18 protein-coding genes are annotated in these 16,574 nt (G+C 57.2%); 12 read left to right on the plus strand and 6 right to left on the minus strand.

Going from position 1 to position 16,574, the window contains the following annotated elements:
• Window positions 1-122: 122 nt before the first annotated feature.
• The 3 genes from pepI to FD02_RS01940 are packed head-to-tail and all read right to left on the minus strand — an operon-like array spanning window position 123 to window position 3,461.
• Window positions 123-1,010: a proline iminopeptidase gene (gene pepI, locus FD02_RS01930; RefSeq protein ID WP_054721378.1), complete on the minus strand. Its 888-nt coding sequence runs from the start codon at window positions 1,008-1,010 to the stop codon at window positions 123-125.
• Between the two features lie 28 nt (window positions 1,011-1,038).
• On the minus strand, window positions 1,039-2,964 hold the full coding sequence (locus FD02_RS01935; RefSeq protein WP_056950027.1) for an elongation factor G: 1,926 nt from the start codon (window positions 2,962-2,964) through the stop codon (window positions 1,039-1,041).
• Window positions 2,961-3,461 carry a hypothetical protein gene (locus FD02_RS01940; RefSeq protein ID WP_156408207.1) on the minus strand — a complete coding sequence of 167 codons (501 nt, stop codon included), beginning with the start codon at window positions 3,459-3,461 and terminating at the stop codon, window positions 2,961-2,963. Before FD02_RS01940 ends, FD02_RS01935 begins: the two co-directional genes overlap by 4 nt.
• Window positions 3,462-3,582: 121 nt before the next feature.
• On the opposite strand from FD02_RS01940, the gene FD02_RS01945 reads away from it, so the two are divergent.
• The 11 genes from FD02_RS01945 (at window position 3,583) to FD02_RS01995 (ending at window position 12,753) form a co-directional block, all read left to right on the plus strand.
• Window positions 3,583-4,626, plus strand: coding sequence for an LLM class flavin-dependent oxidoreductase (locus FD02_RS01945; RefSeq protein ID WP_054721376.1), 1,044 nt, complete (start codon window positions 3,583-3,585; stop codon window positions 4,624-4,626).
• A complete protein-coding gene (locus FD02_RS01950) occupies window positions 4,626-5,312 on the plus strand; it encodes an NADPH-dependent F420 reductase (RefSeq protein ID WP_056950029.1) in 687 nt (228 codons plus the stop codon). Before FD02_RS01945 ends, FD02_RS01950 begins: the two co-directional genes overlap by 1 nt.
• Before the next feature lie 112 nt (window positions 5,313-5,424).
• Window positions 5,425-6,606 carry a PTS sugar transporter subunit IIC gene (locus FD02_RS01955; RefSeq protein ID WP_056950031.1) on the plus strand — a complete coding sequence of 394 codons (1,182 nt, stop codon included), beginning with the start codon at window positions 5,425-5,427 and terminating at the stop codon, window positions 6,604-6,606.
• The gene (locus FD02_RS01960; RefSeq protein ID WP_056950033.1) at window positions 6,596-7,444 is read left to right on the plus strand and encodes an alpha/beta hydrolase; all 849 of its coding nucleotides are present in this window, start codon (window positions 6,596-6,598) and stop codon (window positions 7,442-7,444) included. Before FD02_RS01955 ends, FD02_RS01960 begins: the two co-directional genes overlap by 11 nt.
• Window positions 7,445-7,538: 94 nt before the next feature.
• Window positions 7,539-8,099, plus strand: coding sequence for an elongation factor P (gene efp / locus FD02_RS01965; protein WP_056950035.1), 561 nt, complete (start codon window positions 7,539-7,541; stop codon window positions 8,097-8,099).
• Between the two features lie 120 nt (window positions 8,100-8,219).
• Window positions 8,220-8,540 (plus strand): hypothetical protein, encoded by a 321-nt coding sequence (locus FD02_RS01970; protein WP_054721373.1) that lies wholly within the window; start codon window positions 8,220-8,222, stop codon window positions 8,538-8,540.
• Window positions 8,541-8,626: 86 nt separating this feature from the next.
• Complete coding sequence (locus FD02_RS01975) at window positions 8,627-9,091, plus strand: PH domain-containing protein (RefSeq protein ID WP_054721372.1); 465 nt, start codon at window positions 8,627-8,629, stop codon at window positions 9,089-9,091.
• Complete coding sequence (locus FD02_RS01980; protein ID WP_056950036.1) at window positions 9,081-10,565, plus strand: PH domain-containing protein; 1,485 nt, start codon at window positions 9,081-9,083, stop codon at window positions 10,563-10,565. The genes FD02_RS01975 and FD02_RS01980 overlap by 11 nt, the downstream gene beginning before the upstream one ends.
• A gap of 9 nt (window positions 10,566-10,574) precedes the next feature.
• Window positions 10,575-11,363, plus strand: a complete 789-nt coding sequence (locus tag FD02_RS01985; RefSeq protein ID WP_054721368.1) for an AAA family ATPase — start codon at window positions 10,575-10,577, stop codon at window positions 11,361-11,363.
• 15 nt (window positions 11,364-11,378) lie between these two features.
• Window positions 11,379-11,900: a GNAT family N-acetyltransferase gene (locus FD02_RS01990; RefSeq protein WP_056950038.1), complete on the plus strand. Its 522-nt coding sequence runs from the start codon at window positions 11,379-11,381 to the stop codon at window positions 11,898-11,900.
• Between the two features lies 1 nt (window position 11,901).
• The gene (locus FD02_RS01995; protein WP_056950040.1) at window positions 11,902-12,753 is read left to right on the plus strand and encodes a fructosamine kinase family protein; all 852 of its coding nucleotides are present in this window, start codon (window positions 11,902-11,904) and stop codon (window positions 12,751-12,753) included.
• Here FD02_RS01995 and FD02_RS02000 read toward each other — a convergent pair.
• Window positions 12,750-13,844 carry a DUF871 domain-containing protein gene (locus tag FD02_RS02000; protein ID WP_054721364.1) on the minus strand — a complete coding sequence of 365 codons (1,095 nt, stop codon included), beginning with the start codon at window positions 13,842-13,844 and terminating at the stop codon, window positions 12,750-12,752. The two genes, FD02_RS01995 and FD02_RS02000, sit on opposite strands and share 4 nt — an antisense overlap.
• 107 nt (window positions 13,845-13,951) lie before the next feature.
• Here FD02_RS02000 and FD02_RS02005 point away from each other — a divergent pair, with 107 nt between their 5' ends.
• Window positions 13,952-14,278 carry a PTS lactose/cellobiose transporter subunit IIA gene (locus tag FD02_RS02005; protein WP_056950042.1) on the plus strand — a complete coding sequence of 109 codons (327 nt, stop codon included), beginning with the start codon at window positions 13,952-13,954 and terminating at the stop codon, window positions 14,276-14,278.
• Between the two features lie 55 nt (window positions 14,279-14,333).
• Here the strand turns inward: FD02_RS02005 and FD02_RS02010 are convergent, their stop codons facing one another.
• Window positions 14,334-15,074: an amino acid ABC transporter ATP-binding protein gene (locus tag FD02_RS02010; protein ID WP_054721361.1), complete on the minus strand. Its 741-nt coding sequence runs from the start codon at window positions 15,072-15,074 to the stop codon at window positions 14,334-14,336.
• Entirely contained in the window at window positions 15,071-16,531 is a 1,461-nt protein-coding gene (locus tag FD02_RS02015) for an amino acid ABC transporter substrate-binding protein/permease (protein ID WP_056950044.1), read from the minus strand. The genes FD02_RS02010 and FD02_RS02015 overlap by 4 nt, the downstream gene beginning before the upstream one ends.
• Between the last annotated feature and the right edge of the window lie 43 nt (window positions 16,532-16,574).

A 16,574-nucleotide genomic window follows, 5' to 3' on the forward strand; every position in this document is an offset into this window, starting at 1 on the left:
GCGCAAGGCTGTCGGCTTTGTTACCGCTATCAAAAAACGGGCGGACCCAAATTGCGGATCCGCCCGTTTCGTCGTCATCACTCATTTTCACTATCCGCGCCGGCGCGCTAGCTGAATTGTCCTTAATCGTTAGCCGTTAGCCAATCGTCTAAGACCTGCCGGAATTCGGCGGGCTGATCCAACAGCGCCAGGTGCCGAGAATTCGCGAACAAATGCCACTTGGCCCCGGGAATGTGATCATACACCGACTTGGCAATCAGCGGCGTGCACAAATCATCGGTTCCATTCGTCACCAGTGTCGGCACGTGGATCTTGTGCAAATCATCGGTCACGTCGTAATCGCTCAACGTGCCATTCTCGGTAAACTCGTTAGGCCCTTCAGCAATGTAGCTGGCGCGCTGCCCGTGCGTCGGCCGCCGCATCGGCTCCGGCGAGTCGGCCGTTGGCGTATCCCAGCAATAGGCAGCCATGTATCGTTCATTGGCGGCTAAGTACTGCGCACCGGTAAAGTCGCCGGTGCGTTCCGCTTCTGCGATGGCCTGCCGGTCTTCATAACTGAGGTATTGAATCAACCGGTGCTGCTCTTGCGTCCACAGCTTGATCGACGCCGGCGACCCATCAATCATCACCGACCGAATCCCGGTTTGGTCATAGTGGGTGAGGTAAAACATTTCCAGCATTCCGCCCCAGGACTGACCAAGCATGTGGATGTCGTCGAGGTGAAGATACTGCCGCAAAGCGATCAGTTCCTCCGCCCAAGTTTCCTTGACGTACCACTTCTCGTCTTCGGGTTGGCTCGACAACCCACACCCGACTTGATCGTACATGATCAGCTGGCGACCAGTGTCGGCGTAATCGTCGAGCAACTCAAAATAATTATGGCTAGAGCCTGGTCCACCGTGAATCAGCAGCAACGGCGCCTTGCCAGGTGTGCGTTCACCTACGATGCGATAATACGTTTTGAATTCATGAAATGGCATGTAGCCTTCTTCGATTTTAACCAAACTCATTGCCCCCTTAATGTGTTGAGTATAGCACTCACGGTTGCAACTGATAGGGACAATGCGCCGCTTGCGGCACGGCATCCCACGCGACCGGATACCCCGCCCCGTGTGCGCAAAAAACGGAATCTGGCGTGTTCGGCAGGTCCGCGGTTGGGACATACCCCGCCGCGGCAATCACGGCGTCAGCATCATGCGCAGGCCGGTAGCCCGCCACGACACAGTCCAATTGTCCCTGCCCGTGGGTGTATGCGGTCACGGCCGGGCCATAGTCTTGCAGCTCGCTCACCGGTGCGGTGCCGGTGAGGCTCACCCAGTCGCCTTGGGTCTCAGGAGGGGCAAATTCGCCACTCATGCGTTGAATATCGCTCATTGCGCGACCGACCGCAGTGCTCGGCACGTGCAAAGTGAATTGATACCACGGCTCAAGGAGTTGTAGCCCGGTTGGTCGCAACATCATCAGCCCCTGCCGGACTGCCCGCCAGGTGGCTTCGCGAAAATCGCCGCCGCTTGAATGCTTCAAGTTCGCGGCCCCACCCGTCAAAGTGATCGCCACGTCGGTAAGGGGCGCGCCAATCAATACCCCAAGGTGCGTCTTGGCCTCAAGGGCAGTCAGTACCTGATGTTGCCAGTTGCGGCCAAGCACCTCTAGTGAACATTCACTGGCAAACCGGATGCCCTCCCCGCGCGGCAGGGGCTCGATGCGTAAATGCACCTCGGAATAATGGCGAAGCGGTTCGAAGTGGCCGACGCCTTCCACCGGCTTGGTGACAGTTTCTCGGTACAAGATGCTGCCGGCATCGAAGGAGACCGTCAGGTGAAACCGCGAGGCCAACACCTCAGTCAAGATTTCCAGTTGGACGTGGCCCATCAGTTGTACCCGCAGTTCCTGCAGTTGCTCAGACCAGCTGACTTGCAGCAACGGGTCCTCGTCTTCCAGTTCCCGCAACGCGGCCAAACAATCATGAATGTCATTGGGACCCGGTTGTAAGGCATAGGTGAGCACCGGTTGCAGCATTGGTGCCGGCTCGGTGGTGGCCGCCCCCAACCCCTGGCCAGGCCAAGTGCCGGTCAATCCGGTCACCGCGACAATATCGCCGGCCTGCGCCGTCTGCACGACGGTATACTTCTCGCCGTCGTATTGCCGCAACTGATTGATCTTCTGCTCGGGCAACGGCATCGCCTTAGCTTGCAGCTGCCCGCCGAGCACGCGCAACCAGGTCAACCGCTCAGCCTTGTCGTGAGTAATTTTAAATACTTGCGCGGCAAACTCGGCTTGGGCCGGACGGGGTTTGACCCACTCGTTCAGCCCTGTCAGCAGCTCACCAATGCCGTTTTCGCGTAAGGCGGAGCCAGCAAACACTGGGACAACTTGGCGCTGGGCAATGAGCGCCTGAACCGTCGCTCGCGGTAACTCGCCACGCTCGAGGTAATCGGCCAACACGGTGTCATCTTGAACCGCCACCGCTTCGGCCAGCTCCGAGGTCCACCCGGCCGTCCAGTCGAGGCAACCCGCACCGAGTTGCGTTTGCAACTGCGCCAATGTGCCCGCAAAATTCGCAGTTTCGGCGTCACACTTGTTGACAAAAATCACCGTTGGCACCCGATACCGGTCCAAGAGCCGCCACAAGGTGCGGGTGTAGCCTTGCACGCCCGCAGTGGCAGACACCACCAGAATCGCCACATCGAGCACGGGCAACACCTGCTCGGTTTGACTGGCAAAATCCACGTGGCCGGGTGTATCCAAAAGGGTCAAGGTGAGATCGTCGTATTGCAACCGCGCCGTGTGTGAAAAAATTGTGATACCGCGCGCCTTTTCCAAGGCGTCGGGATCAAGAAACGCGTCTCCTTTGTCCACTCGCCCTAGCTGCCGAAGCTTCCCGGCGCGATGTAACAACGCCTCCGCTAGCGTTGTTTTGCCGGCATCAACATGGGCCACTAAGCCCGTCACTAACTGTGTCATGCCGTTACCTCCTTGCGCATCGACCGCCGCAAAGTCCGGTCGATGACGTGATCAAAGCCCCAGCCCAAGATTAGGGTGCTGAGCAAAACGAACACGAAGGCCAGGCCCACCTGCATTGGCGGCAGTGGTAAGTGCCGGAGCCAGGCCACCACAAGGAACACGGTAATCGCCGCGGCAAATTTCACCCAGACAAACAGCAGCTGGCGCCGGGGAAAACTGTCGACATAGCCATGCCCGCGCCGCATTATTTGGGTCATCACGCCATAGCCGGAGAAGAAAAGAAACGTGGTGACAATCAGTCCACCTTTCGTCCCCATCCACAACCGAGTCAACGGCGGCGCGCTAGGCAAATAGGTGATGAAATGACTGAACATCACCAACAATAGAAAGAATCCATTAATGGTAGCGGTCGTTTGGCGGTCCAGGTGATCGGGCCGCGGTGTCAGCCGAATACTCCCAAGAAACATCACGGCAATCATTACTAAGATAAGATCCACGAAGTCGTCCTCCCGTTCCTCGCCATTTTACCCCATGGTCACCGATTTTGCCCTCGGACTTGCAATTCGGTTTGGTTCTCGGTACAGTATACTTACAAAAAGTAACCGCGGAGGAAAAATAATGCCAGCAAAATTACAATTCGGCCTCGATACGTTTGGGGACTTGGCCTTTCAAGAAGATGGGACCGCCATGAGCGCAGACGCGACACTGCGTCAGGTCGTGCATGAGGCACAGCTCGCCGACGAGCTTGGTTTGCAAATGTTTGCGCTAGGGGAACACCATCGCCCGGAGTTCGCCATCAGCAGTCCTGAGATCGTGCTCGGCGCCATCGCCATGGTGACCAAGCAGATCAAGCTCGGCACTGCCGTCACCGTCTTAAGCAGCGACGACCCGGTGCGGGTCTTCGAGCGCTTCAGCACCTTGCATGGCCTCAGCCATGGCCGCGAGGAGATTATGCTCGGCCGCGGCAGCTTCACCGAGTCCTTTCCCCTTTATGGCTACGATTTGCAGAACTACGACGAACTGTTCACGGAGAAAATCGCGCTGTGGCAGAAGCTATTAGCCGGCGGCAAGTTGAATTGGTCGGGAAAGTTCACCCAGAAGCTGACCAACACCACGGTTTACCCGCAGTTGCCCAAGGGTGAAACCATCGCCACTAGCTTAGCGGTAGGCGGCTCACCGGAATCGATTATCCGGGCAGTTTATTACGACATCCCCGTGGTGATTGCGATTATCGGCGGCGAACCGACGCGTTTTCGGCCCTATGTCGACCTGTACCACAAGGCGGCACAACAGCTGAAAAAACCTGAGCACCCGTTGGGCATGCATGCGCATGGCATTATTCTTGACGATGAAGCCGAAGCCAGATCGGTCGGGTGGCAATACATTCGCGCCGAAATGGATCGCATCGGCATCGACCGCGGCTGGGCCCCAATGACGCGAGACCGGTTTGAGTTTGAAATCGACAAGGGGGCTTACTATGTCGGCACGCCTGAGCAAGTCGCGCAGAAGCTGGCCAAAAATATGAAGGCATTGGATATGAGCCGTTTTGATCTCGTGTATGGCACCGGCGGCCAGCTGATTCACCAACGCGAAGCGACCATCCGGAACTACGCCACCAAGGTCGTGCCACGGGTCCGGGAGCTCATAGGGGGTGAAGCGTAATGGCAGATCCAGTTATCGGTATTCTCGGCGCTGGCAAACTTGGTTCCACTCTAGCCCGCATCGGTGTTCAAGCCGGTCTGTCGATTCACATCGGCAGCCGTCATTCCGTCGCTGATTTGCAATGGGTGATCGATACCCTCGCGCCTGGTGCTGTCACGATGACGGCCGAAGCCGTGGTGGCGACTAGTGATATCATCATCCTTGCCATTCCCTTGAACCGCTACCGCGACCTCGATCCGACCGCCTTCGCTGGGAAAATCGTCTTAGATGCCACCAACTACTGGGCCGAAGTCGACGGCACCAAGAATCTCATCTCGGACTTTAACACATCATCATCCGAGGTCATTCAAGCTTGGCTACCCGAAGCGCTGGTAGCCAAGGCATTCAACCACATGGGCTACCACGACTTGGAAATCGAAGTCGACCGGCATCCTGCTGTGCCGCGGGCGATGGCGTACGCCACCGATCACGAAAGCATCAAGCCGCAAGTCGAAGCGGTCTTGGCGCGTTTCGGGTTCACCCCATTCTTCATCGGCCCATTGCGCTTTGGCTTGTTGCTTGAACCCGGTAGTCCACTTTTTGGCGCCGCGATTCCCGAGTCAGAGTTTGCCGCTGAGCTGGCCAAGATCTATACCAGTCCCTACGGCCAAAAAATCATTGCGGCTCGCGGCGATCAAATCCATTAACCCGAAACCGAGCTCAGGCTCGGTTTTTTTGCGGCCAACTTGCCGTTAATCACCCGATCAGCTACCGACAACTCTGCTAGAATAACAGTGAGTACCACGAGGAGGTCGCACCATGCACGGGTGGCGGACAAAATTAACTACACTTCAACGCTGGACAGAAGCACATCACAGCTACCAGCAACTTCAGCGCGTGTTTACCCGGCTGTTACCATTGGTCGTGATTGGCAGCTGGTGTGAGGCCATTTTAACCAGTTGCGTCAGCCGCGACGGGTTCTTCGCCCAAATCTACGATCTGCCCCACCGCCTCCCTGGTTTCCCATACTGGCACCAAGTCTTTAGCTTGCTGAGCACGTTCACCTTGGGGCTGGTGGGCATCGCCGCAGCGGGAATCAGTGCCCTTGTCTTCGCCGAATCCGCCGGTCGCCAGCGCCTCGCCGTGGGTACCGCGTTGATTGCTTACTTGCTCTTGGCCGCCACCACCGATCGCGGCGGCATTGTGACCTTGACGCTACCGGCCTTGAGCAGTGCCTGGTTGCTGGCCGGACTGCTGCTTGGGGCTGGGTGTGGCTGGCTGGCTCGGCACCGGTTTGCCATGTTGTGGTCGGGCCTGGTGGTGGCGATTGCCGCCGCCGGCCGAGTCGCTTTACAAGCGATTCCTCATGGTAGCGTCATCGCCGTAGTCACTGGCGCAATTGCCGAACTGGAACGGTTCCTCGGCGGCCTGTGGCTACCCATTATTCAACTGGCCAGTTGGCTAGGCCTGCCGGTGCGGCAGTTGGCCTTACTCGATCCCCACGGGGCGGCCAACTTGAATTACGCTTTGGCCCACGCCCACCTCACCCAGGTGCCGTATCCACTCACCACGGCCACCATTTATCGCCCGTTTGCGACGTTTGGTGGAATGGGGGCAACGCTAGGCTTGCTGATTGCAATGGTCATTTGCCACTACCGGCGCCGCCTAGCCTGGTCAGCATTAGGTCCCGGGTTGGTTAATCTGAACCTGCCTCTGTGGCTCGGCGTGCCCGTGGTCTTGAACCCACTGCTCCTAATTCCTTATTTGTTGGCCCCGGCCGCCTGCTCAGTGATCGCGTGGGGCGCTTTGGCGCTACACCTGATGCCCCCGGCGGTCTACCCACTCCCGGATTCAACCCCTGGGCCGTTACGGGCATGGCTTGGCACCAATGGCAACTGGGCGGCACTGGCCGTGGCCAGCGTGTGCCTGGTGGTGAGCGTGGCCATTTACCTGCCTTTCGTCCGGATGGTTCAAGCAGGAGGTGAGCGCCATGTGGCATAAGCCTTGGGTCAAGTGGCTCCTGGTCGTGCTTGCCTGCGGACTCATTGGTGCCGTGGCTTGGCCGGCTCAGCGCTGGATGAAGTCAACCGTGCATTCGCAACGCGTCGTCCACAATTCCCGTTTGCAACCCATCATTTTCATTCCTGGTTCAAGCGCCACCCAGGAGCGTTTCAACAGCGTAATTGCGACGCTCAACAAACAAACCACCGGCCACAGCCTCCTCAAGGTCACCGTCCACCCAGACGGTAGCCTAAGTGAATCCGGAGCAATTGCGCCCCATGACGATGAGCCCTACATCGTGGTCGCCTTTTCGGATAACCGTGACGGCTACACTCACATTAAGCAACAGGCCAAGTGGTTCAACATCGCGTTCAAACAGTTGGCTGCCACGTACCATTTCAACCAGTTTCGCGGCATTGGTCACAGTAACGGCGGCTTGATTTTCACCTTGTTCCTAGAAAAATACCTCACCGCCGATGACGCAACCATGACCCGGCTCATGACCATTGGTACCCCGTACAACCTCGAGGAGTCTAACCCCTTGAACCGCACGCAGTTACTCCACGATTTGGTCAAAGGACGAGCCCAGTTGCCAAAGCAACTCACTGTTTATGCCGTCGCCGGCACCGAAACCTACGCTGGCGACGGGACAGTTCCGTTGACCAGCGCCAGCGCAGGGAAGTATATTTTTCAAAACCAAGTACGGCATTACACGCAAATCACCGTGTCCGGCCAAGACGCCGGCCATAGTGATTTGCCTGAGAATCAACAAATCATCGACTACATCAAGCAAGACATCCTCACCCGGCCAACGCGCCAGAGTTTACGCCACCCGTAAACTCTGGCATAATGAGCTACGGGAATGGGCGGCGCACGCAACGTTTGTGGCGCCCACATGAATAGATGAAACAGGTCAATGAGGAGAGCACAATATGGAAGCAATCGAATTACGCGCAGGCATGACGTTTGAAAAAGATGGCAAATTAATCAAGGTGTTGGAGTCCAACCATCACAAGCCAGGCAAAGGCAACACGTTGATGCAGCTCAAGTTGTACGACGTGCGCGCCGGGTCCACGGTGCAAACCACGATGCGCCCTTCCGAAAAGATCACCCCCGCCGTCTTGGAAAAGAAATCCGCTCAATACTTATATGAGCAAGATGGCACCAGCTTCTTCATGGACACCGATACGTACGAGCAATACGAGCTCCCCGACGAATCCATCGAGCATGAACGCTTGTATCTGCTCGAAAACGCCATGGTCCAAATCGAATTCTACGGCGACGAGGTAATTGGGATTACCCTGCCATCGACCGTCGACTTGAAGATTACCGAGACCCAACCGACCATCAAGGGCGGTTCCGTGACCTCTGGCGGCAAACCCGCCACCCTGGAAACCGGCCTAGTGGTGAACGTGCCTGAATTCATCCAAACGGGTGAGGTCATTCAGATTAACACCGCTACCGGCACGTATCAAAAACGCGCAGATAAATAAGAATGTGGCGATGCCCCTGGCATCGCCTTTTGTTTCACGTGAAACAGCAGTTTGGGGAACCTGATTGTTTTTTCGGTACGCATTGCCGTAAAATAAGGAAAACCGCCACGAGGTGTCACGATGAATGTCTTTGCCGCATTGAAACTGATTCAATTCGATCATTTGCCGTTAAATCACGCCCAAGTTGTGATGACGGACGCCACCGGCAAACCCGACAGCGAGTTCACCGGGTTGTTGAGTGACTGTCTGAACAAATTGGATATCTTCGTCGATCTCGCGACCGCGACGACCGTTAGCGATGTGATCGACGATTTGCATCTCCTGACGCCGCTGCCTTACGACGTGCTTGAAGAGTACCAGAAGATTCTCGAACAACCCATTACTCAGATCAATTTCGCCAGTCACAAACAACTCGTTGAATTCGTTTACCAGCCTTATTGATGCAGTCGCCGACTTCGGCGACTTTTTTTGTCGCCTATGCTACACTACCCGGTGATGGCTGAATTCGATTTCACGGAGGAGAAAACATGGGTGAACAGCTTCCAGCAAGCATCAAACAGGTGTGGCGATTACACGCTGTCATTTGGGGTGGGGTGTGGCTTGTCATCGCCTTGGGTCTAACCGTCGCACATGGGCTATGGCATTGGCCACTGTGGCTGGCCGGCATCTTCTTGGCCATTGGGCTTCTGCATCCCCTGCTGCAGTTTAGCTTCATCCCGTACCGCTACGCATTCGGTCGCTATCTGATCACCGAAACGGCGGTGTATTTGCGAAGCGGCTTCGTGTTTCGCAAGGAAGAGGCCGTACCAATCAGTCGCATCCAAAACGTCACTCTTGAGGCGGGGCCACTCCTCGCTAGCAAGGGACTACAGGAAGTCCAAATCGAAACGGCGTCGACGCAACACAGCATCGCCGGCGTAACGACTGCCGTGGCTGGCCAGCTCCGCGATCGGATCATGCAGCTGGCCCAGGAGGCGCGCGATGACGCCTAAGCATCTGCCTGTGTTAGCCTTGGTGCTGATGCTCATCGAAGAGGTCAAGAGCTGGGGGTGGGCGCTATTAATCATGGTCGTGGGCCTATTCAAAGGCGGCGGCCTGCAAGCCTTAGCCGGTGGTTTGGCGATATTGGCCTTGTGCCTCGTGCTGGTAGGCGTACGCTACGGCCGCTTCACTTACTTGCTCGACGTCGACGCCGTGACTATCAATACCGGCCTGTTTGTCCGTAAAGTACGCCACATCCCTTACGCGAAAATCCAAACCGTCCAACGTCAGCAGTGGTTCTTTCTGCGCCCTTTTCACTTAGAAAGCGTGACGCTTGAAACCTCGGGCCAAGAAGGCAAAGGCGGTGAAGCCGCCTTGTACGCCGTGCCGCTGAGCGTGGCCACTGCCATCGAAGCTCGGCGCCACCATCCCAAGCCAACTGAGCCAACGCCAGCAATGGCCTCACAGGCCGCTCCCGCCACCCCCGCTGGCTCCAGCTACCGCATCGATGCGCATGACCTGAACGTCTTCGCCTTAACCTCGTTAGGCTTCATCCCGATCATCACCGGGATGTTCTGGCTAATCGACAAGTTCACCGACTTGGCGCCGGATTCCTGGCAACACACCATCGACAACCAAATGGCTCACCTCGCCGTGGTGCTACTTGCCGCTCTAGTTGTCATCGTCCTCGTCATTGGCCTGGCTGTTTCGTATTTGAACATCCTGCAGCGCTATTTCCACTTCACCCTCACCCGTACCGGGGAGACCCTCACGGCTACGCGCGGCCTGTTCAAAACCATCAGTGTCTCCGTGCGCTTGAACCGCATCCAGGCCCTACGCTTCAAGCAAAGCCTGCTTCGCCAGTGGTGCGGCCTCACTACCATCCAAGCCCTTACCGCCAGCAACGCGGCTGACGACGAAAAGGAAAACGACCTGGTCATGTTGCCGGTGGTGCGCACTGCGGCCAGTCTCGCCACGGCCCGCCGGTTTGTCGCTTGGCTACCGGCAATTGCCCCCACCTTGACGATGGTGGCACCGACCCACCGGTGGTACTACGTGCGTAATGTGATCATCGGCAACCTCGTTTGGTTGGTGCCGGGGCTGGTAGCTACAGGGATTTGGTTACCGAGCTGGCTCGGCTGGGCAGGCTTAGGCGCAGTCCTCTGGCTGGTGTTCTTCGGCGCACAGGCATACAATGCCGCCCGGCAATCCGGTGTGGCGGTGGCTGCCGAGACGATTCTCTGCGTGCAAACCGGCAGCTGGTGGGCCCGCGAGCGCTTCTACGTCCGGCGAGCCAATATCCAGTCGCTGACAGTGAAAAATAGCGTCTGGCTCGCGCAGCATAATCTTGGCCACCTCGAGGTCAACGTGCGCGCCGGGGACAGCAACGAAACACTCACCGTGAACTACCTACCGCTAGCCACGATTACCGAAATTCTCACCTGGTATCAGCCCACTGCGCCATTTTTACTGGCAACAGACTAAGGAGTCCCCATGTTACTCACCCGCATTCGCTATCACGCCCCGGCCGCCACTCAGGCCTATCCTTTCAACCTTCCTTGGTTGCAAGGATGGCCCGGCCTAACGTTCACGACACCAATCACCATTCTGGTTGGCGAAAACGGCAGCGGTAAATCGACCTTGTTAGAAGCCATCGCCACCAACTACGAGGCCATCCTCATGAGTGGCGCCGCCTTGGTCGATAATAAAGAGTATGATTTAGCGCGCGAACTCGGGGCACACTTCAAGCTCGAATGGACGCACAAGACGCGAGGCGGCTTTTTCTTCCGCGCCGACGACTTTATTTCCTACTTGCGGGCTACTCGAGAGCGCCAAGCCTTTGCGACTCAGGAGCTTGCCCGCATCGACGCCGTTGACCCAACCAGCCTCGAACGGCAACCTTACTTAAACACCTTGGCGGAAATCCGCCACATGTACGCCGCCAACCTCGACCACCTTTCGCACGGACAGGCCTTTTTGGGGATGTTTGAGCGTCGGTTGCGGTCTGGCGGGTTATACCTCCTCGATGAACCAGAGGCACCGTTGACGCCGCAAAATCAGCTGGCCCTGTTGGCGCTGATTCACGACGCGGCGGCTACAGGGGCCCAGTTCATCTTGAGCACACACTCCCCGATCCTGATGGCACTGCCCGGAGCAACACTCTATGAACTGGGCGACACGCTTGCCCCGACCCGCTTCGACGACATTGCCCACGTGCAATTCATGCGAAACTTCCTGGCCGACCCCGACCGCTTTATTCACCACCTATTTCCAGATTCATAAGAAAGGACGATCATCATGCGCATCACCCCGACTAAACCAAGTCAATTTATTGCTAGCCAGGCCGTCGTCACGGCGGCCTTCGCCAAGGCCGCCCACCACGACGGCACGGAAGGCGAGCTCGTGGCAAAATTGCGCGACAGCCCACACTACCGCGCCGACTATGACGCGGTCGTCAGCGACGACGCTGGTCGAATCGTCGGGTGCGCCTTGTTAAGTCCTGCGCGCGTCGGTACGACCGCCATTTTAGTGCTGGCGCCTGTGGCCATCGCCCCGGCATTCCAAGGTCAAGGGCTGGGTAGCGCCTTAATCAACTACCTGTGCGTCCAAGCTGGCGAAAATAGTGCCGCCGCGATTAGCGTGCTTGGCGACCCCGCTTATTATTCCCGGTTTGGTTTCAAGCTGGCCGAACGGTTCGGCATCACCGCCCCGATTCCGCACAGCGCGCCATACTTGCAGATTCGCCCGCTTCGCGCTAACGCCTTGGCCACCATCACCGGGACGATTCAATACGACCCAGCATTTGGGCTGGGTGAGTAAGATGGCCAACTCCTGGTTTACCCAATTACCGATTCCCGGCCTGCAAGCGGTCGTCCCGGTTGGCGGTGGCGATGTCAATCGCGCCTATCGCCTAGACACCACTGCCGGACCGCGTTTTTTGCTGACCCAACCGCACCAGCCGGCGAGTTTTTATGCCGGCGAGGTAGCCGGGCTCAAGGCCTTGGCCCAAGCTGGTGTCTTGGCCCCGCGAGTGGTCGCCACCGGTGTTAACGCCGGCACCGCCTACTTGGTCTTAACCTACCTCGAACGTGGCCGTGGCAGTCAGGCCGACTTGGGGCGACTGGTCGCTAAGTTGCATCAATTCCCCAGTCCCACCGGTCAGTACGGCTTCGACTACCCCTATGTTGGCACCAGTATCTCCTTCACTAATCACTGGGCGGCTGATTGGGCGACTCTCTTTATCGGGGACCGCTTGGACCCCTTAGCTGCCAAGCTGCGCCGGGATGGCCGTTGGCAAGCCACAGAAACGGCGCGCTACCAGCAGGCGCGCGCCGTCATTGTTGCTGCGTTAGCCGCCCATCACACGACACCGGTGCTGTTGCATGGCGACTTGTGGGGTGGCAACTATTTGTTTACGACCAGCGGTGCACCCGCCTTGATCGATCCGGCGGCGTTTTATGGTGACCGCGAGTTTGATTTGGCCATTACCACCGTATTTGGCGGCTTTGATGCGGCATTTTATGAGGCGTACCAAAATGCCTACCCGCTGGCGCCGGGCTTTGCCCAGCGCGCGCATTTTTACCGGCTGTATTACTTGATGGTGCATCTGGACAAGTTCGGTGGTGGCTATGCCGCCAGTGTGGCCGCCGAACTCACTGCGGTGCTGAATTAATCTGCCAACAAGTCGAACTGCTGCCACGGTCGTAGCTCGTCCAGTAACGCCAGGTCGCTTTGGGCGATGTGGCCCACGACATTGCGCCGACCGTCATTGGGGACGGGGCGCAACACGATTTGGCATTCCCCCTTATAGCGCGCGTAGTCATTGTTCACCACAACCACGTCGCCGCGCCGCAGCGCAGCGGCCCCGGCGCGGGCGGAAATGCTTTCGGCGCGATAGGTCACGCGCGGCTGGGTGTCGCGAATCAAATAATCGCTGGCATCGCCGCGGTAGAGATGTGCGGGCAACAAGACAATTTCGCGCTCAATGGCGGTGATGTCTGGCGCCAGCTCGACCTGTAGCCCTGGATTAGGGGCCGAGAATGCGGCAGCCGCCGCGCGCAACTCGGCATCGCTGGCATAGGCGTTGCCGATCAAGATGTCCGAGACGGCATCTGTGAGGCGCAGGTGCATCACTTGACTGGCGATGGGCCGCTCGCGATCGCTTTCCAATGTTGGGAGGCCTTCGTTCACCGGCCACGGCCCGAAGCTCGCTTCGTGGCTCGTGACGAACGCGGCGCTGGTTAACCCTGCTTCGCGATAGGGCTGGGAATACTCGGTAAACCGGGCATCCCCCAACCCGGTGTATTGTTGCGGATAGAAGTTGTGACAGCCAATGAGGTTGGCCCGGTTCGGCGAGTAACTGAGGATGTTGGCCAGGTACTGGCCACCGTGGCTCATGTTCAGCTCGATTTTCAAGCCAAAGGGGTTGCGGGTCATCGCCGCCTCCTCGCTACCGGTGAAGCCTTCGTCGAGCCGAATCCCCCAGACGCCTAACGCGTCGAACCAGCTGAGATCCTGATAGGTGATGCCAAGGTCAGAGAACAAGGCGGGATTAACGTCAGCAATAACGGCAAAGCCTAATTGGTTGGCAAAAGCGACCGTGTCGCGAAACGGGGCAACTAAGTCCTCCCCGTCGGCCGAGGTGAGCTGCAGCAGTGAAGTAAACACCCGCCGGTACCCGAGCTCGTGAGCCAGCTGCAAGTATGCGCGATCCGCGGCGGGGGTGGATTGTTCTGGGTAGAGTGAAATGCCTAAGCGTGCCATGATGAATGCCTCCTTTTGCCTTTAGCATACCGAGACGCGGTTTCTCCTGTCCACGAAAACGGCGGGCATGGTATGATGAGGCTAGACAACGCAAAGGAGAACGAATAATGGCAGACGAATCCGCAAACTTATCCGCAACGATGGGCCTGATTGTCAACGGTGGCAACGCCAAAAGCGCCGCCTTCGAGGCAATCCACGCCGCCAAGGTCAACGATTTCACCACCGCCGACGCCAAGCTGAAGGAAGCAGACAACTTCCTGACCGAGACGCACAACGCCCAAACCGGGATGCTCACGGCCGAGGCCAATGGTGACCACGCCAAGGTCACGTTACTCATGGTGCACGGTCAAGACCACTTGATGAACGCCATCACCTTCCGCGACTTGGCCGGCGAAATCGTCGACTTGTATAAAAAACTCGCCGAGCAAAAGTAATTGCGAGACGTCAAAACGGCCATCCTGCAAAAGTAGGATGGCCGTTTTCATGTTATTAGACGTTTAGAACTTGCTTCAAGAACTGTTGCAGGCGCGGATGTTGCGGATGGTCAAAGATGTCTGTCGGCGTGCCTTGTTCCAGCAGTTCGCCATCGGCAAAGAAGACGACGCGATCAGCCACTTCCCGGGCAAAGCCCATTTCGTGGGTGACAATGACCATCGTCATCCCCTGCTTGGCCAGCCGCCGCATGACGCCCAGCACATCGCCGACCATTTCCGGGTCCAGCGCACTGGTCGGCTCATCGAACAACATGATCTCCGGATGCATCGCCAGCGCCCGGGCAATCGCTACCCGCTGCTTTTGGCCGCCAGACAGCGATGCCGGCATCGCGTCGGCCTTATCCGTCAGCCCGACGACCTCGAGAAATTGCTTGGCTTGCGTCACCGCATCGGCTTTGTTGCGAATCCCGAGCTCGACCGGCGCCAGCGTGATGTTATCCAGCACCGACATGTTCGGAAACAGGTTGAAGTGCTGGAACACCATTCCGATTTTCTCGCGCATCTGGTTGATGCTTTTCCCGGCGTGGGCAATATCGTCACCATCGATGAGAATCTCGCCACTGGTGGTCGTTTCCAAGCCGTTGATCATGCGCAGCACCGTACTTTTCCCGGCACCGGATGGTCCAATCAACACGACGACCTCGTTATCGTCGACTTTGAGATTGATGTTCTTGATGACTTCGTTGTCCCCAAATCGCTTGCGGACATTTTTCATTTCAACACGTGGAATCGTCATGCAGCATTCACCCTCTTTTGAACCCAATTCGACAGCCAAGTCAGCAACGTAATGATAATCAGATAAATCAGCGCAATCATCGACCAGATCTTGAATCCTTCCATGTTGCGGGCGATGATGATCTTCCCGGTTTGGGTCAGTTCAAGTAACCCCAACACGCTAAGAATCGACGTATCCTTCAAGGTGATGATGAACTGATTGATGAAACTCGGCACCATGATTTTGATTCCTTGTGGCAAGATAACCCGCCGCATGGCCTTGCCCCATGGCAGGCCGAGGCTGCGCGCAGCCTCCATTTGGCCGGGGTTAACGGCAGCGATGCCCCCTTTGACAAAGGCGGCGGTATAAGCCCCTTCGTTCAACGTCAGGGTGATGATCCCGGCGACGAAGGCGGGGATTTTCTCGTTAATCAGGCTCGGCACGCCACTGTAGATGAACAGCGCCAATACCATCATCGGCAAGCCGCGGAAAATGTAGATGAACGTCGTCGCCGCGCCTTGCGCAAACTTGTTAGGAACGACGCCGAGCAAGCCGACCAATACGCCGACGATGGTGGCGCACAGGATCCCAAGAATGGTCAGCCACAACGTTTGTTGTAGCCCACTCATTAAGGTTCCCCAGTTGCTCTTCAACAACCCCATGAAACTGCGATCCGTTTCACTGGTGCCCGCGGTCTTCTTTTTCTGTGCCGCTTCGCTACCGTTACCGAGGTACTTGCGGACAATCTTGTCGTATTGCCCATTGGCCTTCAACGCCTTGAGCCCCGCGTTAACCTTCTTCAACAAGGTAGCCGACTCCGAGCGCTTGATGGCAATCCCATAATCCGACTTCATCGTCGTCTTGCCGACGATTTTGAGCTTCATACCGCTGGCGATGCCGTATTGCATCACCGGCTTATCCTCGAAGCACGCCGCGGAGTTCCCGGTCATGACGTCTTGGTACATATTGTTCGAATCGTCAAAGGTCACGACGCTGAACCCATATTTCTTCTTTTGCGCGTTGGCGTAATCGGCCGAGGCGGTCCCGGTTTTCACCGCGACTCGCTTGCCGCGCAAACCGCTCAGCCCCTTAATCTTGGCGTCTTTGGCCACGGCCATGACCGTCCCGGACTGATAATATGGATCGCTCATGGCAAACTTCTCTTGGCGCTCCGGGGTGATACTCATCCCGGCAATCACGCCATCGATTTGCCCGGCCTCTAAAGCCTGTACCGCCGCATTGAACCCCAGCGGCTTGATGGTCACCTTGAAGCCTTGTTGTTTGGCGATGGCATTCATCAAATCGATGTCGATGCCGACATACTGGTTTTGTTTATTGGCAAACTCGAACGGCGGAAAGGTGACATCGGTGCCGATTGTGTACGATTCGGTGGCCGCCTGAGTTGGCTGCGGGACAAACCCCACCATCAATGCGACGAAACCGGCAACCAAGGTGGACCAAAGCCATTTACGTTTCATGTCAACACCACTTTCTACTCCAGAATTAATACACAATAGTTTA

This window comes from Lacticaseibacillus nasuensis JCM 17158, assembly GCF_001434705.1.
GTDB lineage: Bacteria > Bacillota > Bacilli > Lactobacillales > Lactobacillaceae > Lacticaseibacillus > Lacticaseibacillus nasuensis.